Below are 20,978 nucleotides of genomic sequence, written 5' to 3'. Positions count from 1 at the left end.
GGTTTCAACAGCCTGTCAGTCCTGCTTCAACCGCCGGCAGAGTTCGTCGAGCTGTTCCAGGCTGCGGTAGGCCACGCGCAGCGTGCCGCCCTTGCCCTTGTGATCGATCGACACGATCATGCCGGTGGTGTCGGTCAGCAGCTTTTCAAGTGCCAGCGTGTCGGCATCCTTGTCGGCGGCGGGGGCCGGAGCGGCCTTGGCGCCGTTGGCGCCGCCGCCGGCCGGCATCTGCGCCAGCGCTTCGGCCTGGCGCACCGAAAGCCCCTCCTCGACGATGCGCTTGGCAAGGCCGGCCGGGTCTTCCGCCGTCACCAGCGTGCGGGCATGGCCCGCCGACAACGCGCCGTCGACCAGCATGCCGCGGATCACGTCGGGCAGCTTCAGGAGCCGCAGCGTGTTGGCGACATGGCTGCGGCTCTTGCCGATCACCTGGCCGAGATCGGCCTGGGTATAGCCATGGTCGTCGATCAACTGCTGATAGCCGAGCGCTTCCTCGACCGCGTTGAGGTCGGCGCGCTGCACGTTCTCGATGATCGCCAGTTCGAGCGCCGTGCGGTCGTTGACCTCGCGAACGATGACCGGGATTTCGGTCAGGCCGGCGCGTTGCGCGGCGCGCCAGCGGCGTTCGCCGGCGATGATCTCGTAGCGGCCGGCCTGCGCCGGCGAAGGCCGCGCCACCACCGGCTGCACCACGCCATGCTCGCGGATCGACTGCGCAAGGTCAGTCAGTTCGGCCTCGCCGAAATGCCGCCGCGGATTCTTCGGATTCGGGCTCAGAAACTCGATCGGCACCTTGCCGTCGGCGCTCATGCCCGGCTTTTCCGGTGCTGCCGGGCGATCGATCTCGCCGATCAGTGCCGCGAGCCCGCGGCCCAGTCTTTTTCTCGAAAGGTCTTCGCTCATCTCTATTCCAAGGTCTTCTTAGATCGTTTCGGTATCGAATCGGCCGTTAAATATGCATCCACCAATCAGGCAGCGCGCAATTTCCGCTCGCGACGGATCACCTCGGAGGCCAGTTGCAGATAGGCCTGGCTGCCCGAGCATTTGAGATCGTAAAGGATCGCCGGCTTGCCATAGGAAGGCGCTTCCGACACCCGAACATTGCGCGGGATGATGGTCTCGTAGACCTTGTCGCCCATATGGGCGCGGACATCCTGCACCACCTGGTTGGCGAGATTGTTGCGCCCGTCATACATGGTCAGCACGATGCCCTGGATGGTCAGCTCCGGATTGATCGAGCGGCGCACCTGCTCGACGGTTTCGAGCAGCTGGCTCAATCCTTCGAGCGCGAAAAACTCGCATTGCAGCGGCACGAGAACTGAATCGGCCGCCGCCATTGAATTCAGGGTCAGAAGATTGAGCGAAGGCGGGCAATCGATCAGCACATAGCCGAAGGGCGCTCCGCGCCCGGTCGCGTCGCGGAGCGCATTGCGCAGCTTGAGCACCCGGTCGGGCGCCGAGGCGATCTCCATTTCGATGCCGAGCAGGTCGAGCGTCGACGGCACGATCGAAAGGCCCGGGACCGCTGTCGGCACGGCAGCGGCTTCGAGATCCAGCTCGCCGGTCAGAACATCATAGGACGAGACCGTGCGATCCTTGCGGTCGATGCCGAGTCCGGTGCTGGCATTGCCTTGCGGGTCGAGATCGACGATCAGCACCTTCTCGCCGATGGCCGCCAGCGCGGTGGCCAGATTGATGGCGGTGGTCGTTTTGCCGACCCCGCCCTTCTGGTTGGCTACGGTGATGATTCGGGGGCCATTCTTCATCATGGGTTTATGCCAGAAATTCATGTTTGGGTCGCCGACATCGGTGCAATCCGCGTGTCAGCGGGCTCGCACATTGGACAATTCGAGGACAACCCCCTGGGGGTCGGTCACGCTCGGATGTTCTACCAGATCGAAGGCCCATCGGTTAACGCTTTCTTGCACCTCGGCGCGATAATCCCGGCCTTTGTGGAAGAGGCCGCGCGCTCCGGCCGTCAGCCATGGCGCCGTCAGATCGAGCAGGACCGGCAGCGAGGCCAGAGCCCGGGCCGTGACGATTTGCGGCGTCGCAACAAGGGCATGGCTGTCTTCGATGCGCCGCGCCGTAACCCGGGCGGGCAGACCGAACTGGCCGATCACAGTCTGCAGAAATGACGCCTTCTTGCGATTGCTCTCGACCAGATCGATGCTGGCGCCATCGCGCTCGGCCAGCAGAAAGGCCACGACCAGGCCCGGAAATCCGCCGCCCGATCCGATGTCGACCCAGTGCTTGGCCGTGGGCTCGATGCGCGCCAGTTGCGCGCTGTCCAGTATATGGCGCTGCCAGACGTCGCCGGATGTCGACTGGGCGACGAGATTGATGCTGAGGTTCCATTTCTGGAACATCGCCTCGAACGCCACCAGCCGATCGAATGTTTCACGTGAAACCGGGCCTGCGGCATCCTGCAGGCTCTTCAGGGTAAAAGAGCTCACGCAACATTCCTCTGCGCGCTCTCATGATGGCGGACATGTGCTACGATGATCGCGAGCGCCGCCGGCGTCATGCCCTCCATGCGCTGCGCATCAGCGACAGAGCGCGGACGCCGCGCCTGCATCTTCTGCTTCAGCTCATTGGACAGTCCCGGCACGCCAGCGAAATCAACGCCTTCCGGGATCAGGCGGCTTTCTTCATGCCGTATCTGCGCCACGTCAGTCTTCTGGCGGTCGAGATAAACCGAATATTTCGCCTCCGTTTCGAGACGTTCCGCCGTCTTCGCGTCAATCTCGGCGAATCTCGGCTCTACCCCGGCCAGCCATGCGACATCGACAGAGGGGTAGGCCAGCAATTCGTAGCCGGTGCGGCGTACGCCGTCCCGGTTGATCTCCAGCCCGTGCCGCGCCGCCTCGTTCGGCGTCATGGTGAGTGTGCTCGCCAGGTCGCGCGCTTCGTCGAGCCGCTGCATGACGTCGCCATAGCGCCGCATGCGACCGGCCGATGCGATCCCCAGCCTGTCCGCCAGCGGCGTCAGTCGTTCATCCGCATTGTCGGCGCGCAGCGAAAGCCGAAACTCGGCGCGTGAGGTAAACATGCGGTAGGGCTCGCTGATACCGCGGCTGGTCAGGTCGTCGACCATGACACCGATATAGGCTTCGGTGCGGCTGAGCACGATCTGCTCGCCACCGCCGGCGCGCCGCGCCGCGTTGAGCCCCGCGAGCAGGCCTTGGCCGGCGGCCTCTTCATAACCCGTCGTGCCGTTGATCTGCCCGGCGAGAAACAAGCCGGCGACGCGCTTGGTCTCCAGTGTGGGAGCGAGTTCACGCGGATCGACATGATCGTACTCGATGGCATAGCCAGGCTGCAGCATGGCCGCACGCTCCAGGCCGGGAATGGTCTTCAGGATATCGAGCTGAACATCCTGCGGCAGCGAGGTCGAAATGCCGTTCGGGTAGACCGTGGAATCGTCGAGCCCCTCCGGCTCGAGAAAGATCTGATGGCCATCGCGGTCGCCGAACTTGACGATCTTGTCTTCGATCGATGGGCAATAGCGCGGTCCGACCCCCTCGATCGAGCCGGAATACATGGCCGAACGCCCCAGATTGGCCCGGATCAGCTCGTGGGTCGCCGCAGTCGTGCGCGTGATGCCGCAATCGATCTGCGGCGTGGTTATGCGATCGGTCATCAGCGAGAACGGCACCGGGTTCTCATCCGCTGCCTGGCTTTCGAGCGAGGCCCAGTCGATGGTGCGGCCATCCAGGCGCGGCGGCGTGCCGGTCTTCAGGCGGCCGAGCTGGAAACCGGCCCTGCCCATGGTTGCGGAAAGCCCCAGGCTCGCCTGCTCGTTCATGCGACCGGCGACAATCTTCTTTTTGCCGATATGGATCAGCCCGCGAAGGAAGGTTCCGGTCGTCAGCACCACCGCGCCACAGTCGAGCCTGCGGCCATCCGCAAGAAGCACGGCGGCGATCCGGCCGGCGGAGATGTCGAAATCGAGCACTTCGCCCTCGATCACGTCGAGATCGTTCTGCTGCCGAATCGCTTCCTGCATCGCAAGGCGGTAGAGCTTGCGGTCCGCCTGGGCGCGCGGGCCGCGCACGGCCGGGCCCTTGCGGCGGTTGAGCAGCCGGAACTGGATGCCCGCGGCGTCCGCCACACGCCCCATCAGGCCATCCAGGGCGTCGATCTCGCGCACCAGATGGCCTTTGCCGAGCCCACCAATCGCGGGATTGCACGACATCACGCCGATCGTATCGAAGCGCAACGTCACCAGGGCGGTGCGCGCGCCGGAGCGCGCGGCAGCACTTGCCGCCTCACAGCCGGCATGGCCTCCACCCACCACAACCACATCATAGTGATCGGTCATTGAAAGATTCCCAGGACTCAAAAGAGATAGGGGACAAATGTCCCCACGACGGCAAACTGTCAAGAAGACTTCGCGGCGGGTTTCACGTGAAACAGACCTGCTGCCCCCGCGATTGCTGCCCATCAATTCCAAGCGCTGACGCTGCCCCTCACCTGCCTGCCGGCATCCTCTCCCCGTATAGTGACGGGGAGAGGAGCGCTGTTATCGACGATTTCGTCCATCACCAACGTTGCAGGATAAGGCGCCAAGGGTGCGACAGCTCCCTTCTCCCCGTGACTATACGGGGAGAAGGTGCCGGCAGGCGGATGAGGGGCGGCGCTAACTTCTGCTATGATCATGCATCCCCCACCCTCTGGGACAGTGCCGTGCGACCCGAACCTCGGTGTTTCACGTGAGTCACCAAGGGCTTCTCGCGCGTCCCCGTTTCACGTGAATCATGCCCGGCCCGAGCGTGCCGGAAATGTTTCACGTGAGTCACTTGCCGATGCAGAACTGCGCGAAGATCACGTCCAGCAGATCCTCGACATCCACGGCGCCAATGATACGGCCAAGGCGGTCCGCCGCCAGCCGCAACTCCTCGGCGCGCAACTCCTGCCCTGCCGCCTGCTCCATGGCCCGCGCCAGATGGCGCGTCGTCTCGCCAAGCAGTTCGACATGGCGCAGCCGTGACGGCAGCACATCGCTGACATCCCCGGCGGCGCTTACGGCGCGCGCGCTGATCTGCGCCAGCAATGCATCAATGCCGGCGCCGTCCAAAGTCGAGATCGCCAGGTCGTAATGTCCTTCCCCGCCACGGTTCGCTTTGCCGTCCAGGAGATCGAGCTTGGTCCCGACGCGCATCATTCGTTTCGGATCGCCAGCAGCGATGACAGGCATCGGCGCAGCCATGTCCTCAAGGAGCAGAACGAGGTCGGCGCCGTGGGCCCTTGCCCTTGCCTTCTCGATGCCGATCGCTTCCACCTTGCCCGGCGCGTCGCGCAGACCGGCGGTGTCGGTCAGCCTGACACGGAGGCCACCAAGATCAAGCACGACCTCCAGCAGATCCCGCGTTGTGCCGGGCTCATCCGTTACAATAGCGGCATCGCGGCGCGCCAACGTATTGAACAGGCTGGACTTGCCCGCGTTCGGCGCGCCAAGAATGACCACTTCGAAGCCGTCGCGAATGATCTCGGCGGCTCGAAATCCGGCAACGTGACGATCGATCTCGCCGATCATCAATCCCACATCCGACCAGACCGCATCCGAAACGGAGCCGGGCACATCATCCTCGTCGGCGAAGTCGATCTCGGCCTCGATCATCGCGCGCGCGTGGATGAGGCGCCGGCGCCATGACAGATAAAGATCGCTCTGAACGCCCTCGGCGTTGCGGATGGCAAAACGCCGCTGCGCCTCGGTCTCGGCGTTGACGAGGTCCGCCAAAGCCTCGGTCTCGACAAGGTCGACCTTGCCGTTGAGAAAGGCTCGACGCGTGAATTCGCCCGGTTCGGCATGCCTGACACCGTCGAAGGCGGTGATCGTCTCCAGCATCCTGGCCACCACGGCGCGCCCGCCATGCACGTGAAACTCGGCGACATCCTCACCGGTAAAGCTTGCCGGGCCTCGAAAGAAGATCACCAGACCGCTGTCGAGCACGGTGCCATCCGGCGTCTTGAACTTGCGCAGAATCGCCTCGCGCTCCTTAACCATGGCGCCAGCAATCGTTTCGACCACGAATCGAGTCTGCGCGCCGGAAATCCGCACCACCGCTACGCCGGCCGGAAGCCGGCCGCTCGACAATGCCACGATCGAATCGCCTGAAATCATTTGCCCGCTCTGCCGAACCGCCCTAGCTTCCCGCCACACCGAACCACGTTACCGCCAAAGTTGGTCCCCGTGACATTGCCCGCGAAAAACCTGCTCGCCGACGAGGCCAGCCCCTATCTGCAGCAGCACAGCGGCAATCCCGTCCACTGGCGGGCCTGGTCGCCGGCCTCGCTTGAGGAAGCAAAGGCCCTGGACAGGCCGATACTGCTCTCCATCGGCTATGCCGCCTGCCATTGGTGCCATGTCATGGCGCATGAGAGCTTCGAGAATGACGATGTGGCCGCCGTCATGAACCGTCTGTTCGTCAATATCAAGGTCGACCGCGAAGAGCGTCCGGACATCGATCAGATCTACATGGCCGCGCTGTCCTCGATGGGCGAACAGGGCGGCTGGCCGCTGACCATGTTCCTGACGCCGGACGGCAAGCCCTTCTGGGGCGGCACCTATTTTCCCCGCCAGCCGCGTTACGGGCGCCCCGGCTTCATCCAGGTGATGGAAGCCATCGACAAGGCCTGGCGCGAGAAGCGCGATAGCCTGAACCAGAGCGCCGATGGACTGACGTCCCATGTCGAGGCCCGCCTTGCCGGGTCCCACGCCAGGAAGCTTCTCGATCGCGACACGCTGTCTGATCTCGCCGGCCGCATCGACGGCATGATCGACCGCGACCTCGGCGGCCTGCGCGGCGCGCCGAAGTTTCCGAACGCGCCTTTCATGCAGACGCTCTGGCTGTCCTGGCTGCGCGACGGCAACGCCACGCACAGAGACGACGTGCTTGTCAGCCTCGAACAGATGCTGGCCGGCGGCATTTACGATCATGTCGGCGGCGGGCTCAGCCGCTATTCGACCGATGCGCAATGGCTGGTGCCGCATTTCGAGAAGATGCTCTACGACAATGCCGCACTCATCCGCTCCTGCAACTGGGCTTATGCCGCGACCGGCAATGATTTGTTCCGGATACGAATCGAAGAGACGGTCGCCTGGCTGCTACGCGAAATGCAGGTCGACGGCGGCGCCTTCGCCGCCAGCCTCGACGCCGACAGCGACGGCGAGGAAGGTCTTTTCTACACCTGGACCCAGAATGAGGTGGAAACCGCGCTCGTTCACGATTCCACCATGTTTTTCAACCACTTCACCCTGTCCAGCCCGCATGGCTGGGAAGGCAAGCCTGTCGTCCACCAAACTCGTGACCAGCAAGCCCTTGGTATCGCCGACCACGACCGGCTGGTCCCGCTCAAGGCGAGGCTCCTCGCGGCCCGGGAAGACCGGGTTCGGCCGGGTCTCGACGCCAAGGCCCTCACAGATTGGAACGGCCAGATGATCGCCGCTCTGGCCGAGGCCGGCCGTTCCCTGGCGCGGCCCGACTGGATCGAAGCGGCAGCGCAGGCCTTCGCTCATATCAGCGGGGCCAGCCGCGACGGCCGCCTGCCGCACTCCATGCTTGGTGCGAAGAAACTCTTTCCGGCGCTCTCGAGCGACTATGCCGCCATGACCAATGCCGCCATCGCCCTGTTCGAAGCATCAGGCGAGTGGAGCTATGTCGATCAGGCCGCCCGGTTCATCGAACAGCTTGACCGCTGGCATGCCGACGCCGAGCGAACCGGCTACTATCTGACCGCTTCCGATAGCACGGACGTGCCGATCCGCATCCGCGGCGACGTCGACGAAGCCATTGCGTCGGCCACCAGCCAGATCATCGAGGCGCTGGTGCGATTGGCCTCGGTCACCGGCGATCTGGACCTGCATGAGAGAGTATGGACGATCGCCGAGCACGCCGCCGGCCGGGCCGCGCATCAGTCCTATGGCCAGACGGGTATCGTCAATGCCTGCGCGCTCGCCATCGAGCCGTTGAAACTGGTCATCGTGGATCGGCTGGAAGACCCGACGCTTGTTCCGGTCGCGAATCGAAACCCTGATCCGCGCCGTGTCGATATTGTCGTGCCGATCGGTACGGCAGCGAATCGACCCTTGCTGCCCGGGGGGATTCTGCCACCAACCAACCGGCCGGGCGCCTGGCTCTGCACTGGCCAGGTCTGCCTCCCCGCTGTCCCGGATCCGCAGGCGTTGGAGCGCTTGCTGCGTCGACAGTAGCCGAAACAGCTGGCTCTCAGGCCTGCGGCACCGACGGCGCCGGCGCTTCGAGCCGCGTTGCGCGTTGCCGGGACCTGAACAGCAGGTCCTTGGCGGCAATCACCGCACCCACGGTGATCAGGATGCACGCCAGCCCCACCGACCAATGGAACACGCCGAAGCCGGCGAGCAGCAGCACGATCACCGAAAACAGCGGCGCCGCGTAGGACAGCGCGCCCAGGATCATGATGTCCCCGTGTTTGCAGCCATAGTCCCAGGCATAGAAGCCCGCACCCAGCGGGATGGCACCGAGCACCAGTATGGCGCCCCATTGCATCGGCGCCTGCGGCCAGACCGTCGTTTCCAGGGCAAGATGCAGAGCCAGAGCCACGACCGCCGTGATGAAGCAGTAGCCCGCCACGACATCGGTCGGCACCTCGCCGAAGCGACGCGACAGCACCGAATAGCCGGCCCAGATGAAAGCGCAGAACAGCGCGATGACATGGCCCTTCATCACCCCGTTCGCCAGTCCGACATTGCCGCCCTTGGTGATCACCACGATCGCGCCAGCAAGACCGAGAACCACGCCGACAAGGTGGTGCGCCTTGAGTCTTTCGCCCGGCAGGAAGGCGGCGAAGACGACGATCAGCAGCGGCCAGAGATAGGCGATCAGGCTGACCTCGACGGGTGGCGCCGACTGGATCGCGAAGAAATAGGCGCAATGATAGATGCACAGGCCGGCAACCCCGGTCGCCCAGACCTTCCAGGGCTGCCGCAGCGAGCGGATCGCGCCTGGCCGGAACACCCAGCTTCCCGCTCCGACAAGGCTCCCGAGAAAAAACGTCATGGCCGCCAGTTGAAAGGGCGGGATCGGCCCGGCCGCGGTGGAAAGCAAGGCAAGGAAAGACCAGGTCAGGATGGCTGAAAAGCCGACAAGGGTCGGGATGGTCTTCTTCACGTCGCTTCAACCTCGGCATGCGATCCCCGACATCGGGGTCACGCCAAACATCGCACAGGGCCCGGGCCGGCTGCCGTCGCCCACGCCCGATCACTGTTGCAAATGCGACCCGGCGCAGGGCAGCAAAAAGCCCCATCCCGGCGAAGCGGAATGGGGCTTCAATGCGCGGCCCGGACTGATCCGGACCGAAACTCAGGTATTCATGGAATCGAAGAAATCACCGTTGGTCTTGGTCTGCTTGAGCTTGTCGATCAGGAACTCGATCGCGTCCGTGGTTCCCATCGGCGCCAGGATGCGGCGCAGCACGAAAATCTTCTGCAGATCCTGGCGCGACACCAGCAGGTCTTCCTTGCGGGTGCCGGACTTCAGGATGTCGATCGCCGGATAGATACGCTTGTCGGCCACCTTGCGGTCGAGCTGGATTTCGCAGTTGCCGGTGCCCTTGAACTCTTCGAAGATCACTTCGTCCATGCGGCTGCCGGTATCGATCAGCGCGGTGGCGATGATGGTCAGCGAACCGCCTTCCTCGATGTTGCGGGCCGCACCGAAGAAACGCTTCGGCCGCTGCAGCGCATTGGCGTCGACACCGCCGGTCAGCACCTTGCCGGATGACGGCACGACGGTGTTGTAGGCGCGGCCGAGACGGGTGATCGAATCGAGCAGGATGACGACATCGCGGCCATGCTCGACCAGGCGCTTGGCCTTTTCGATCACCATTTCGGCGACCTGCACGTGGCGCACCGCCGGTTCGTCGAAGGTCGAGGAGATCACCTCGCCCTTGACCGAGCGCTGCATGTCGGTGACTTCCTCCGGACGCTCGTCGATCAGAAGCACTATCAGGTAGCATTCCGGATGGTTGGCGGTGATGGAGTGCGCGATGTTCTGCAGCAGCACCGTCTTGCCGGTGCGCGGCTGCGCGTTGATCAACGCGCGCTGGCCCTTGCCGATCGGCGCCACAAGGTCGATCACGCGCGGTGAAATGTCCTTGGTGGTCGGATTGTCGACTTCCATCTTCAGCCGCGAAGTCGGATAGAGCGGCGTCAGATTGTCGAAATGGATCTTGTGGCGGATCTTCTCGGGGTCATCGAAATTGATCGTGTTGACCTTGAGCAGCGCGAAATAGCGTTCGCCCTCCTTCGGACTGCGGATCGGCCCTTCGACCGTATCGCCTGTCTTCAGGGAAAAGCGCCGGATCTGCGACGGCGAGATGTAGATGTCGTCGGGACCGGGCAGGTAGTTGGCATTGGCCGAGCGCAGGAAGCCGAAACCGTCCTGCAGCACCTCGACCACGCCGTCGCCGATGATCTCGACGTCCTGGGCGGCAAGCTTCTTCAGGATCGCAAACATCAGCTCCTGCTTGCGCATCACGCTGGCATTCTCGACCTCGAGCGATTCGGCATACGCGATCAGCTCTGGCGGTTTCTTGTTCTTGAACTCGGCGAGTTTCATTTCTTGCATTAGATAGACTCTGGGTAGGCTTTGGGAAAAATCGGCGGGATGCGACAAATGCCGGGCGCGGCCGAAAGCGAATGAAAAGGGCGGCGCATGACGGGAAGGAAGACCCGTCTTGTATCGTCGGTTTTCTGAAAGAGCAAGCCGCCTTTTGCGGCTGTCCTGATCGCCCGGTAAAAGCTCAGAAGGGCTTCACGACAACCAGGATCACGATGGCGATCATCAGCAATGTGGGGATCTCGTTGACGATCCGCCAGTGCCGTGCCGGTTTCTCGTTGCGATCCTCGGCGAATTTGCGCACGGCGCCGGCGAGATAGCCATGAATACCCGACAAGATCAGCACCAGGCCGATCTTGGCATGCAGCCAGCCACCCTGGAACGCGAAGATCTTCCAGGCCATCCATAACCCGAAAACCCAGGTCACGATCATCGCCGGATTGATGATGCCGCGCAGCAGCCGGCGCTCCATCACCTTGAAGGTCTCCGACTGCACCGAGCCCTTCTGCGCATCCGCGTGATAAACGAACAGGCGCGGCAGATAGAGCATGCCCGCCATCCAGGCGATGACACCGAGGATGTGGATCGCCTTCGCCCAGGGATAGAAGCTCTCCGGCGCGAAGAAATACAAAAGCGCGGTCAGCACGATCAGCACGACGATGCCTATGGTCATGCGCATCATCGCCTGGCCGGTGCTGTTGGTGCCGCTGCCATTGTTCGATTGGGTCATCAGCGTGCCGCGCTCCGAACCTGTTTCACCATTGCCTCGACATGGGCAACCGGCGTCTCCGGCGTGATGCCATGGCCGAGATTGAAGATCAGCGGCCCGTCTCCCAGCGTCTGCAGGATCGCGGCGACGCCCTCGGTGAGCGCCTTGCCGCCGGCGACGAGGCGCAGCGGGTCGAGATTGCCCTGGACGGCGCCGGAACGCTGCAGCGCCTTCGCCGTCTCCAGCGGCACCGTCCAGTCGATGCCGAGCCCGGTCACCCCGGTCTTCTGGCGATAGCTCTCGTAGCGGGCGCCGGCGCCCTTGGGAAAACCGATGATCGGAACCTCGGGATACACGGCGCGCACCTGCCGGACGATCTCGGCCACCGGCCGGATGCAAAACAGCTCGAAGGAGACATCGTCGAGCACGCCCGACCAGGAATCGAATATCTGCACGACATCGGCGCCGGCCTCGATCTGGCGGATCAGATAGGCGGCCGAATGATCGGCGAGCACCTTCAGCAGTTGCAGGAACGCCGCCGGTTCACGATAGGCGAACAGCCGCGCCGGCGCCTGGTCCGGCGTGCCGTGGCCGGCAATCATATAAGTCGCCACCGTCCATGGCGCGCCGCAGAAGCCGATCAGCGTCGTCTCGCCGGGCAGTTTCGCCCGCAGCCGGCGGACCGTTTCATAGACCGGTTCGAGATTCACGTGAAACACATCATTGCCGAGAGCCGCGATCTCGCCCGCCGTGATCGGCGTCAGCAGCGGGCCCCGCCCCTCTTCGAAACGCACGTCGCGGCCAAGCGCATGCGGAACCACGAGGATATCGGAGAACAGGATCGAGGCATCGAAGCCGAAGCGCTCGATCGGCTGGAGCGTCACTTCCACGGCAAGGTCGGGATCGTAGCAGAGATCGAGGAACGAACCGGCCCGCCTGCGCGTTTCCCTGTATTCCGGGAGATAACGTCCCGCCTGGCGCATCATCCAGAGCGGAGGCGGAAAATGAGCCTCCCCTTTCAGGACATCCAGCATGATCCGCTTGGCAGGCATGGAACGCTCGCTTCCCCAGACTTCCCTTTAATCAAATATCTTATTTTAAAGAATCTTCTGATTCTAAGAGTCTGTTGGTTCTGTTGGTTGTCACCTGTCCCGCTTTGGCCGTCAAAAAACCAGCAAGCATATTGTCGCGCATTTCCCGCCGCGGTTTGCAGGGTTCTGGGGACAATCCGGAATCCTCCATTGGAGTCAATGCGCTAGGCTTGCCCTCACCGAGACTTGCCCTGTGGATGGCCGAAAGGCAAAAACCGTCGTCCCCGGACTTGTCCCCAGCCGCCCGGTGAAGCTTACAGCGCATCGAATTGTGGACAACCAGCCATCTGATACAGTCGCTTCCCGCCGGCCCGTCATTTCATCCAGCCTTATCCACATCCGCCCACAGCCCTAGGTAAAACCCTGTGAACAAACCCCAGAGCTTCTTCCATCTGCACCTGATTTCCGACGCCACGGGCGAAACGCTGCTGGCGGCCGGCCGGGCGGCCTCGGCGCAGTACAAGGATGCGCGCGCCATCGAACACATCTATCCGCTCATCCGCACCGAGAAGCAGGTCGCCAAGGTGTTCGAGGACATCGAGGAAGAGCCGGGCATCATCCTCTATACGGTGGTCGACCAGAAGCTGGCGCGCGGCATCGACGAGCGCTGCGCGGCCATGGGCCTGCCTTGCGTCTCCGTGCTGGAACCGGTGCTGACCGTCTTCCAGTCCTATCTCGGCACGCCGGCCGGCCGACGCGTCGGCGCCCAGCATGTTCTCGACGCTGAATATTTCCGCCGCATCGATGCGCTCAACTTCACCATGGAGCATGATGACGGCCAGCTGCCCGCCAATATGGACGACGCCGACATCGTGCTGATCGGCATTTCGCGGACCTCGAAGACGCCGACCAGCATCTATCTGGCCAATCGCGGCATCAAGACCGCCAACATTCCGATCGTGCTCGGCGTGCCGGTGCCGGAGAGCCTGGTCAACGCCAAGACCCCGCTGATCGTCGGCTTGATCGCCACCGCCGAGCGCATCTCGCATGTCCGTCAGAACCGCATCCTCGGCAACAGCAGCTCCTATGTGCCGACCGACTATGTCGACCGCGCCGCCATCAACGAGGAACTCGCCTATGCCCGCCAGATCTGCACGCGCCACGGCTGGCCGATGATCGACGTCAGCCGCCGCTCGATCGAGGAAACGGCCGCGGCTATCGTTGCCCTGCGCGGGAAGAACAGATAGGCAGACGAGAATGAGCTTCCCCAGTCTCCCGAACGGAGGGTCGGCGCTGCCCCTCACCTGCCTGCCGGCATCCTCTCCCCGTATAGGGACGGGGTGAGGGGTGCTGTCCTCGATGGTTTCGCCAACCGCCAGCATTGCTCGAAAGAGCGCCTGCCTTGACGCTGAATCTTTCTCCCCGTCTCTATACGGGGAGAAATGTCCGGCAGGACAATGAGGGGCGGCGGCGACTTACAGAAGTAAAGCTGCTCACATTCCAACCGCACCGTGTTTGCGCCCATACGGAAAAATGACCGAAAAAATCATCCTCGCCTCAGGCAGTCCCTTCCGCAAGGCGATGCTCATCAACGCCGGCATAGACATCGAGGCGGTTCCCGCCACGCTCGACGAGCGCGCGCTCGAGGCGCCGCTGCAGGACAGCGGCGCTTCGCCCGAGGATGTCGCGCTGGTGCTGGCCGAGGCCAAGGCCACGGAGGTCAGCGAGCGCCGGCCCGGCGCGCTGGTGCTCGGCTGCGACCAGACCCTGTCGCTCGGCGATGAAGTGTTTCACAAGCCGGCTGACATGGAAGCCGCGCGCCGCCATCTGCTGGCGCTGTCGGGCAAGACCCATCAGCTCAACAGCGCCGCCGTGCTGGTGCGCGACGGCAAGGTGCTGTGGCGCCATGTCGGCATCGCCTCCATGACCATGCGCAAGCTCGATCCCGCTTTCATCGGCCGGCACCTTGCCCGGGTCGGCGCCAAGGCGCTGGCCAGCGTCGGCGCCTACCAGGTCGAAGGCGAAGGCATCCAGCTGTTCGAGAAAATCGAAGGCGACCATTTCACCATTGTCGGCCTGCCGCTGCTGCCGCTGCTGGCTGAACTGCGCACGCTGGGAGCGATCGATGGCTGAAGCGACCAAGAAGGCTTTCGTCACCGGCCATCCGATAAAGCATTCGCGCTCGCCCAGGATCCACGGCCACTGGCTGGCCGAGCATGGCATCGACGGCAGCTACGAGGCGATCGATGTGGCGCCCGAGGCTTTTGCCGATTTCCTGGCTGGGCTACGTGCGAACGGCTATGCCGGCGGCAATGTCACCATCCCGCACAAGGAAGCGGCCTTTGCCGGCGTCGCCAGCCGCGACCATGCGGCGAACGAAATCGGCGCCGTCAACACGCTGTGGTTCGAGGGCGGCACGCTTTGGGGCGGCAACACGGACGCGCACGGTTTCGCCGCCAATCTCGACGATTACGCGCCGGGCTGGGCGGGCAATGGCCCGGCCGTGGTGCTGGGCGCCGGCGGCGCCTCCCGCGCTGTCATCCATGCGCTGAAGCAGCGCGGCGTCAGGGATATCCGCATCGTCAACCGCACGCTTGCGCGGGCGGTCGAACTGCGCGACCGCTTCGGCGCCGGCGTCTCGGCGCACGGGCCGGCCGCGACCGCCGAGCTGCTGCGCGATGCCGGCCTGCTCGTCAACACCACCGCGCTCGGCATGCAGGGCAATGAGGGCCTGCCGGCCGATCCGGCACTGCTGCCCGGCCATGCCGTGGTCAATGACATCGTCTATGTGCCGCTCGAGACCCCGCTGCTTGCTGCGGCGCGCGCGCATGGGCTAAAAACGGTCGACGGGCTCGGCATGCTGCTCAACCAGGCGGTGCTTGGTTTCGAGCGCTGGTTCGGCGTCAGGCCGAAGGTTTCGGCGGAGCTGCGCGCCCTCATCGTCGCCGATCTGGTTCCGAAACCATGATCGTGCTCGGCCTCACCGGCTCGATCGGCATGGGCAAGTCGACGACAGCAAAAATGTTCGCCGAGGCCGGCGTGCCGGTCCACGATTCCGACGAGACGGTGCATCGCCTCTATGCCGGCAAGGCCGCCCCGCTGGTCGAGGCGGCCTTTCCGGGCACCACCGCCGGCGGCGTGGTAGACCGGGCGAAGCTCGGCGCGCGCGTGCTCGGCGATGCCGACGCGCTGAAGCGCCTCGAAGCAATCATCCATCCGCTGGTGCGCGCCGACGCCGACGCCTTCCTGGCCAAGCATCGTAGCGCCGGCGAATCGATCGCGGTGCTCGACATACCGCTGCTGTTCGAAACCGGCGGACGCGGCCGGGTCGACAAGGTCGTGGTCGTCACCGCGCCGGCCGAGGCCCAGCGCCAGCGCGTCCTGGCGCGGCCGGGCATGACGGAAGAAAAACTGGCCTCGATCCTGGCCAAGCAGGTGCCGGATGCCGAAAAGCGGCAGCTTGCGGATTTCGTTGTCGACACAGGCCAGGGCATGGATGCGGCGCGCGCCCAGGTCCATGCGATCGTTACGGGCCTGATCGGCGAGCGCTGATTTTCCCTTCTCCCTTGTGGGAGAAGGTGTCGCCGAAGGCGACCGGGTGCTCCAGGGAACACCGACGTCTCATTCCGCTGGAACACCCCTCATCCGTCTCGGCGCTGGCGCGCCAATCCACCTTCTCCCACAAGGGGAGAAGGGAAAACAGCTATTGCCATTTTGTTCCGCTCTCACGATTCTCCCCCCAACAGGAGCGACCTGATTCGATGCGTGAGATCATCTTCGATACCGAAACCACCGGCCTCGATTCTCGCGACGACCGCGTGATCGAGCTGGGCGGCGTCGAGCTGGTCAACCGTTTCCCGACCGGGAAAACCTTCCACCACTACATCAACCCGCAGGGGCGCGCGATCAACGCCGAGGCGCAGGCCGTGCATGGCATCAGCGCGGCCGACCTCCAGGGCAAGCCGACCTTCGCCGAGATCGCCGAGGAGTGGCTGAAGTTCACCGACGGCGCCAAGCTGATCGCCCACAACGCGACGTTCGATATCGGCTTCCTCAACGTCGAGCTTGGCCGGCTCGGCCACCCGCCCGTCGACAACGGGGTCGTCGTCGACACGCTGGCGCTGGCCCGCCGCAAGCACCCGATGGGCCCCAATTCCCTGGACGCTCTGTGCCGGCGCTACGGCATCGACAACACCAGGCGCACCAAGCACGGGGCGCTGCTCGATTCCGAATTGCTGGCCGAAGTCTATATCGAGCTGATCGGCGGCAAGCAGGCCGCGCTCATTCTCGACAATGCCGGTGGCGCTGCGCAGGGCGGCGAGAACGTCCGCCAGATCGAAATCGTCATTCCCGAGCGCCCGGCGCCACTTTTGCCGCGCCTCTCCGAAGCGGAGCGCGCCGCCCATGCAGCCATGGTTGCCACGCTTGGCGAAAAGGCGCTCTGGCTGAAGCTCAACCCGCAGGAACCCGCCGACGCGACGGCCGCGCAGAGCTGATCGTCAGTAAGGCCACTCATGTCGGCCAAGCGCGGCAACCGCCGCGATGATGCGCGCGAAGGCCTGCGCGGCTGCCGGAACCGTCGGTCGGGCGCGCAGGAAGCTGTGCACGAGCCGGGGCTCTTCATGCCACCACGCCTTGCCCCCGGCGGCAAGGATATGGTCGCGATAGCTTTCGCCGTCCGACGACAACGGATCGCACTGGGCCGTGAAGACGACCGTCGGCGGCAGGCCGGAGAAATCGGTATCGCGCAAGGGCGAAAACGTCGGATCGTCAGCGGACTGCCCCGGTGATGACCTGATGTCGCGGTAGAAGGCGATATCCCTGCTCGACAAAAGCGGCGCGGCCGCATGCTCGACATAGGAGCCCCGGCTCTCGTCGCCGCCGAGCCCGGGATAGATCAGCACCTGGCCGATCGCCGCCTGGGCATGATGGCGCGTCGCTTGCGCCACCGCCGCCGCCAGATTGCCGCCGGCGCTTTCGCCGCAGAGCACGATCGGCAGGCTGCTCGTCCCTGCCGCCCAGGTGAAGGCGGCCAGCGCGTCGTCGAAGGCGGCGGGGTGCGGATGCTCCGGCGCCAGCCGGTAATCGACGGACAGCACCTCGAAACCGGTGCCGGCGCAGAGTTCGGCGCAGATGTCGTCATGGCTGTCGAGCCCGCCGAGGATGAAGCCACCGCCGTGATAGTAGACGATCGCCGCCCGCGGGGCCTTGCCGGAGAGTTGGTAGCGCCTGACCGGAACAGCCAGGTCGCCATGGCTGATCAACCGGTCGCCGGCGGTGACTTTTGGTGGATAGGCCTGATGGAAGGCCCGGCACATCCGGTCATAGATGTCCCTTTGCTTGTCTATCGGCAGGCCGACGGTCTCAGGCGGATACCAGGCGTTGACCCGATCGATGTAATCCCAGAACTTCTGATCGAGCATGGCGGCGTATTTGCCGCGTCCGGCTGGAGGCTCGCCCGCCATCGCGCTCAAAGCCCGGCGTAGAGATCGGCTGCGTTGTCGAAGGTGAAGCGCAGCGGCACCGAGCCCTCGACCTGCCAGACGGTAACCGTCTCGCCCGCCAGCAGCCGGCAGGCGCCGTCGGTGTCGGTCACCGCGCCGCCATAGAGCCGGTTGGCGAGGTTCAGGATCGCGGTCTGGTGCATGGCAGCACTACCGCTGCCGCAGGCATCCTTGACCAAAAGCACGCGAAAGCCCTTCGCCACCGCATCCTTCACGGTGGCGTCGATGCAGGCCTCGGTCCACACGCCCGCCACCACAAGCCATTCTATGCCGGAGGCCTTGAGCCGGCCGGCCACCGGCCCGCCGCGAAAGGCGCTGGCCTCGGCCTTGATCAGCAACGCCTCGCCGTCGGCAGGCGCCACTTCATGGCAGATCTCGGTCAGCGGATCGCTCTTGTCGGAGAAGGCCGACTTGCCGTCCTCGCCGATCGGGTGAAACGGACGGTCCTGGCTGTCGAGGTCGACAATATAGGCCCAGTGATGCAGCGGTACCTTGTTCCGCCGCGCCGCTTCCTGCAGGCGCTGGACGTTGGCGAGGATTCCGGCGAAGCCCTCGACCAGATAGCGCGGGTCCTGCCGGTGCTCTTCCTGAAGGTCGATGAAGACGGCGGCGACGGTGCCGCGTTTGATGGTGATGGGGGTTTTCATGCTGCGCCCGGACCCCATGCCAACGTCACCATCTCCCCCGCGCTGGCATAACCTCGAAGGCTCCGAACCGTCGTCATCCACGGGCGGAGCAGGAGCGAAGCTCCGTCGCGGAGACCCCTGGAGCTGCTCCGCAGCCCAAGGGATCCATGCCGTAACTTCGATCGAATGGCGCGGCGGAGCAGAATTCCATAGCCGTTGCGGGGCCTCGGCATCACGGCATGGATCCTAGGGTCTGCGCTGCGTCGCTGCGCTCCTTGCTCCGCCCTAGGATGACGAAAGCGAAAGGAGGCTGCGCTGCCCGACAGAGGATGCACAGCGCCCATCAACCTCGCCCCTCCAGAAACTCATCCTCATAGGGGAAGCGCGACAGCAGTTCGGTGCCGGTCTCGGTGATCAGGATCTCGTCCTCCAGCTTGACGCCCTCGCGGCCGCCCTTCTCGCCGATATAGCTTTCCACGCTCACCACCATGCCGGGCACGACATGGCCGTCGCGGCCATAGGTCTCGTAATCCATGGCATGCGCGATGAACGGCGTCTCGCCATGCATGCCCACGCCATGCATCACCGAAGTATAGCGCTGGTCGACGAACCGGTCCGGGATTTTCCACGCCTTCTCGGCGATTTCGCGGAAAGCCATGCCGGGTTTGACGATCGAGATGTTGTGCTGAACCTGGTCATGCGCCATGCGATAAAGGGACTTCTGGTAAGCGGTGGGTTTTCCCGGACCGCAGCGGAAGGTTCGGGAAAAATCCGAGTAATAGCCGTAGCAGCCGATCGTGTCGGTATCGAGCGCCAAAAGCTCGCCCGGCCGGATCTTGCGGCCGCTGGCCTCGTTGAACCAGGGGTTGGTGCGCTGCCCCGAGGTCAAAAGCCGCGTCTCGATGAATTCGCCGCCCTGGCGGATCACCTCGCCATACATGATGGCGAACAGCTCGTTTTCGGAGACGCCGGGCCTGATCGCCTCGCGCACCGCCGCCACCGCTGCTTCCGCGCCGGCCATCGACGCCAGCAGGCATTTGACCTCTTCCGGCGTCTTCACCGCGCGCACCGCGAGAATCTCGCCCTGGCAGTCGCGAACCTCGCAGCCGCGCTTTTCCAGCGCCAGCGCCTGCAGATGGCTGCAGCGGTCGAGCCCGAGCTTCATCGAGCCGCCGCCATGCTTCTTCAGGAGTTCGGCGATCTCGTCGGCGAACGGACCGGCGGTCTCGTCGTCGCGCCCCGAGACCGACGACCAGACGAGCTTGGAAGGACGTGCCTCGTCGATCGTGTCGAGCACCATGGAGACATGGTAGCTCTGCGGATATTCGAACAGCACGATCGGCCCGTCCGTCGGGATGAAGAAGTACCGCGTCGAGTTGCGCAGGAAATAGCCGAACATGTTGCGCGAGCCGGTGGCGTAGCGCTGGTTGTAGGGGTCGAACAGGACGACGCCGCCATAACCGGCCTCGCGCATCCAGCCGCGCAATTTGGCCAGCCGGCCCTTGCGCAGCGCATCGGCGTCGATGAAGGACGGCTCGGTGTCGGACAGCCACATGCCGCCGGCGGGATCGGAAGCCACGGGGTGGCGCATGCGATCCTTGAAGTTGACGTCCTCGGTGCTGTCGGGGTCGAATACGACGATGCTCATGGGTGCCTGGCCTTGGCTGGGTTGCAAGGCAAGACCATGGCGCAGGTGATGTGGAGGCATTGTGCGGAAAACCGCATGCGTTGTGCGGGATACCGCTGATCTAAGCGCGAAACGCTGGCGGGACATCACCCCTCTCTGGCCTGCCGGCCATCTCCCCCGCAAGGGGGGAGATCAGTTATCATCCCGGCTTTCGCCAATCTCCAGCGTTGCAAGCAAGCGACTAGACGTCCAATCTCCGTTTAGCCAATTCGACCTGATAGGCGCTTCGCGGATGTCGTCTGCGCCGCCACGCGTTGAGAAATATGAAAAGCGCGAGGTACCCGGTTCCTGCAAGAACGCCCCACCAAAAGCCAAGCAGGGTGGCGGGGAGAAGGAGTATCAAAAATCCGAGAAAAACTACGCCATAGTATAAGATCGACGCCCAGATATATTTCTTCATCTTAGAACTACTCATAGCTTTGAGCCCCCATCGACCGCCTCCACGACGCGGCAAACGAGATTGGACACTCTTTCGTCCAAAGATGATTTCTGACCTTGAATGTTGTGCGGGCAGGTCGTCCCCCATGTTCCTTCGTCTTCTCCCAAAGCTCAAGAAGGCCATGCTCGTCAAGGACGCGAAATGCCGAGACATGCTCAAAGCAAATGCGATAGATCGAGCCTGAATCTTGCACCCGTACACGGAAGATCAGTGCTCCGCCTTCGGAATAATCGACATCAATCAGTTCGATGTCAGAGTTCTCAAAAGGCGTTTCCCAAGGTTGAAAGGCAAATGCTTCATCGCCGAAATGGTTGTCCAACTCCATCTCCTGATGCATGCTGATCCAAAGGCACTGTATTGATCGCACCGACCGCTTTCCAC

Annotated in this window: 19 protein-coding genes; 6 read left to right on the top strand and 13 right to left on the bottom strand. The window is 63.9% G+C overall.

The features are described from left to right. Positions 1-15 precede the first annotated feature (15 nt). The 5 genes from FFS37_RS07225 to mnmE all read right to left on the bottom strand — a co-directional run bounded on the left by FFS37_RS07225 (position 16) and on the right by mnmE (position 6,127). Positions 16-903 (bottom strand): ParB/RepB/Spo0J family partition protein, encoded by an 888-nt coding sequence (locus FFS37_RS07225; protein WP_137930258.1) that lies wholly within the window; start codon positions 901-903, stop codon positions 16-18. A gap of 65 nt (positions 904-968) precedes the next feature. Then, complete coding sequence (locus FFS37_RS07220; RefSeq protein WP_137930257.1) at positions 969-1,769, bottom strand: ParA family protein; 801 nt, start codon at positions 1,767-1,769, stop codon at positions 969-971. A gap of 54 nt (positions 1,770-1,823) precedes the next feature. Then, positions 1,824-2,456 (bottom strand): 16S rRNA (guanine(527)-N(7))-methyltransferase RsmG, encoded by a 633-nt coding sequence (gene rsmG, locus FFS37_RS07215; RefSeq protein WP_137930256.1) that lies wholly within the window; start codon positions 2,454-2,456, stop codon positions 1,824-1,826. Beyond that, positions 2,453-4,324, bottom strand: a complete 1,872-nt coding sequence (gene mnmG / locus FFS37_RS07210) for a tRNA uridine-5-carboxymethylaminomethyl(34) synthesis enzyme MnmG (protein WP_137930255.1) — start codon at positions 4,322-4,324, stop codon at positions 2,453-2,455. Before mnmG ends, rsmG begins: the two co-directional genes overlap by 4 nt. A gap of 474 nt (positions 4,325-4,798) precedes the next feature. Next, positions 4,799-6,127 (bottom strand): tRNA uridine-5-carboxymethylaminomethyl(34) synthesis GTPase MnmE, encoded by a 1,329-nt coding sequence (gene mnmE, locus FFS37_RS07200; protein ID WP_137930254.1) that lies wholly within the window; start codon positions 6,125-6,127, stop codon positions 4,799-4,801. Between the two features lie 69 nt (positions 6,128-6,196). On the opposite strand from mnmE, the gene FFS37_RS07195 reads away from it, so the two are divergent. Further along, entirely contained in the window at positions 6,197-8,215 is a 2,019-nt protein-coding gene (locus FFS37_RS07195; RefSeq protein WP_137930253.1) for a thioredoxin domain-containing protein, read from the top strand. A gap of 16 nt (positions 8,216-8,231) precedes the next feature. On the opposite strand, the gene yddG is transcribed toward FFS37_RS07195, so the two are convergent. The 4 genes from yddG to hemE form a co-directional block, all read right to left on the bottom strand. After that, the gene (gene yddG, locus FFS37_RS07190) at positions 8,232-9,152 is read right to left on the bottom strand and encodes an aromatic amino acid exporter YddG (RefSeq protein WP_137930252.1); all 921 of its coding nucleotides are present in this window, start codon (positions 9,150-9,152) and stop codon (positions 8,232-8,234) included. 192 nt (positions 9,153-9,344) lie between these two features. Beyond that, on the bottom strand, positions 9,345-10,610 hold the full coding sequence (gene rho, locus FFS37_RS07185) for a transcription termination factor Rho (protein WP_137930251.1): 1,266 nt from the start codon (positions 10,608-10,610) through the stop codon (positions 9,345-9,347). Between the two features lie 175 nt (positions 10,611-10,785). Beyond that, the gene (gene hemJ, locus FFS37_RS07180) at positions 10,786-11,331 is read right to left on the bottom strand and encodes a protoporphyrinogen oxidase HemJ (RefSeq protein ID WP_137930250.1); all 546 of its coding nucleotides are present in this window, start codon (positions 11,329-11,331) and stop codon (positions 10,786-10,788) included. Then, positions 11,331-12,362 carry a uroporphyrinogen decarboxylase gene (gene hemE / locus FFS37_RS07175; RefSeq protein WP_137930249.1) on the bottom strand — a complete coding sequence of 344 codons (1,032 nt, stop codon included), beginning with the start codon at positions 12,360-12,362 and terminating at the stop codon, positions 11,331-11,333. The genes hemJ and hemE overlap by 1 nt, the downstream gene beginning before the upstream one ends. Positions 12,363-12,766: 404 nt before the next feature. Here hemE and FFS37_RS07170 point away from each other — a divergent pair, with 404 nt between their 5' ends. The 5 genes from FFS37_RS07170 to dnaQ all read left to right on the top strand — a co-directional run bounded on the left by FFS37_RS07170 (position 12,767) and on the right by dnaQ (position 16,837). Next, positions 12,767-13,588: a pyruvate, water dikinase regulatory protein gene (locus tag FFS37_RS07170; RefSeq protein ID WP_137930248.1), complete on the top strand. Its 822-nt coding sequence runs from the start codon at positions 12,767-12,769 to the stop codon at positions 13,586-13,588. A gap of 286 nt (positions 13,589-13,874) precedes the next feature. Then, positions 13,875-14,474 (top strand): Maf-like protein, encoded by a 600-nt coding sequence (locus FFS37_RS07160; RefSeq protein WP_137930247.1) that lies wholly within the window; start codon positions 13,875-13,877, stop codon positions 14,472-14,474. Continuing rightward, complete coding sequence (locus FFS37_RS07155) at positions 14,467-15,309, top strand: shikimate dehydrogenase (RefSeq protein WP_137930246.1); 843 nt, start codon at positions 14,467-14,469, stop codon at positions 15,307-15,309. Before FFS37_RS07160 ends, FFS37_RS07155 begins: the two co-directional genes overlap by 8 nt. Then, positions 15,306-15,893, top strand: coding sequence for a dephospho-CoA kinase (gene coaE / locus FFS37_RS07150; RefSeq protein WP_137930245.1), 588 nt, complete (start codon positions 15,306-15,308; stop codon positions 15,891-15,893). Before FFS37_RS07155 ends, coaE begins: the two co-directional genes overlap by 4 nt. A gap of 209 nt (positions 15,894-16,102) precedes the next feature. Beyond that, on the top strand, positions 16,103-16,837 hold the full coding sequence (gene dnaQ, locus FFS37_RS07145; RefSeq protein WP_137930244.1) for a DNA polymerase III subunit epsilon: 735 nt from the start codon (positions 16,103-16,105) through the stop codon (positions 16,835-16,837). A gap of 3 nt (positions 16,838-16,840) precedes the next feature. Here the strand turns inward: dnaQ and FFS37_RS07140 are convergent, their stop codons facing one another. From FFS37_RS07140 to FFS37_RS07115, 4 genes are all read right to left on the bottom strand, one after another. Then, the gene (locus FFS37_RS07140; protein WP_171026201.1) at positions 16,841-17,806 is read right to left on the bottom strand and encodes an alpha/beta hydrolase; all 966 of its coding nucleotides are present in this window, start codon (positions 17,804-17,806) and stop codon (positions 16,841-16,843) included. A 5-nt stretch (positions 17,807-17,811) separates the two neighbouring features. Beyond that, positions 17,812-18,492 (bottom strand): isochorismatase family protein, encoded by a 681-nt coding sequence (locus FFS37_RS07135; protein ID WP_137930243.1) that lies wholly within the window; start codon positions 18,490-18,492, stop codon positions 17,812-17,814. 322 nt (positions 18,493-18,814) lie between these two features. Then, on the bottom strand, positions 18,815-20,119 hold the full coding sequence (locus tag FFS37_RS07130) for a M24 family metallopeptidase (RefSeq protein ID WP_137930242.1): 1,305 nt from the start codon (positions 20,117-20,119) through the stop codon (positions 18,815-18,817). 446 nt (positions 20,120-20,565) lie between these two features. Further along, the gene (locus FFS37_RS07115; protein WP_137930241.1) at positions 20,566-20,916 is read right to left on the bottom strand and encodes a hypothetical protein; all 351 of its coding nucleotides are present in this window, start codon (positions 20,914-20,916) and stop codon (positions 20,566-20,568) included. Positions 20,917-20,978: the final 62 nt, after the last annotated feature.

The organism is Mesorhizobium comanense (assembly GCF_005503535.1).
In the GTDB taxonomy this organism is placed as follows: Bacteria; Pseudomonadota; Alphaproteobacteria; order Rhizobiales; family Rhizobiaceae; genus Mesorhizobium; species Mesorhizobium comanense.
Note: the sequence above shows the minus strand (reverse complement) of the source record. Positions and strands in the feature narration are given on the sequence as shown.

Coding starts and splice junctions, on each gene's coding strand:
- FFS37_RS07135 (WP_137930243.1), bottom strand. CDS start 18,492: ATGAAAACCCCCATCACCATCAAACGCGGCACCGTCGCCGCCGTCTTC.
- FFS37_RS07160 (WP_137930247.1), top strand. CDS start 13,875: ATGACCGAAAAAATCATCCTCGCCTCAGGCAGTCCCTTCCGCAAGGCG.
- rho (WP_137930251.1), bottom strand. CDS start 10,610: ATGCAAGAAATGAAACTCGCCGAGTTCAAGAACAAGAAACCGCCAGAG.
- FFS37_RS07140 (WP_171026201.1), bottom strand. CDS start 17,806: ATGGCGGGCGAGCCTCCAGCCGGACGCGGCAAATACGCCGCCATGCTC.
- coaE (WP_137930245.1), top strand. CDS start 15,306: ATGATCGTGCTCGGCCTCACCGGCTCGATCGGCATGGGCAAGTCGACG.
- mnmG (WP_137930255.1), bottom strand. CDS start 4,324: ATGACCGATCACTATGATGTGGTTGTGGTGGGTGGAGGCCATGCCGGC.
- FFS37_RS07130 (WP_137930242.1), bottom strand. CDS start 20,119: ATGAGCATCGTCGTATTCGACCCCGACAGCACCGAGGACGTCAACTTC.
- FFS37_RS07225 (WP_137930258.1), bottom strand. CDS start 903: ATGAGCGAAGACCTTTCGAGAAAAAGACTGGGCCGCGGGCTCGCGGCA.
- dnaQ (WP_137930244.1), top strand. CDS start 16,103: ATGCGTGAGATCATCTTCGATACCGAAACCACCGGCCTCGATTCTCGC.
- hemE (WP_137930249.1), bottom strand. CDS start 12,362: ATGCCTGCCAAGCGGATCATGCTGGATGTCCTGAAAGGGGAGGCTCAT.
- hemJ (WP_137930250.1), bottom strand. CDS start 11,331: ATGACCCAATCGAACAATGGCAGCGGCACCAACAGCACCGGCCAGGCG.
- mnmE (WP_137930254.1), bottom strand. CDS start 6,127: ATGATTTCAGGCGATTCGATCGTGGCATTGTCGAGCGGCCGGCTTCCG.
- FFS37_RS07220 (WP_137930257.1), bottom strand. CDS start 1,769: ATGATGAAGAATGGCCCCCGAATCATCACCGTAGCCAACCAGAAGGGC.
- FFS37_RS07155 (WP_137930246.1), top strand. CDS start 14,467: ATGGCTGAAGCGACCAAGAAGGCTTTCGTCACCGGCCATCCGATAAAG.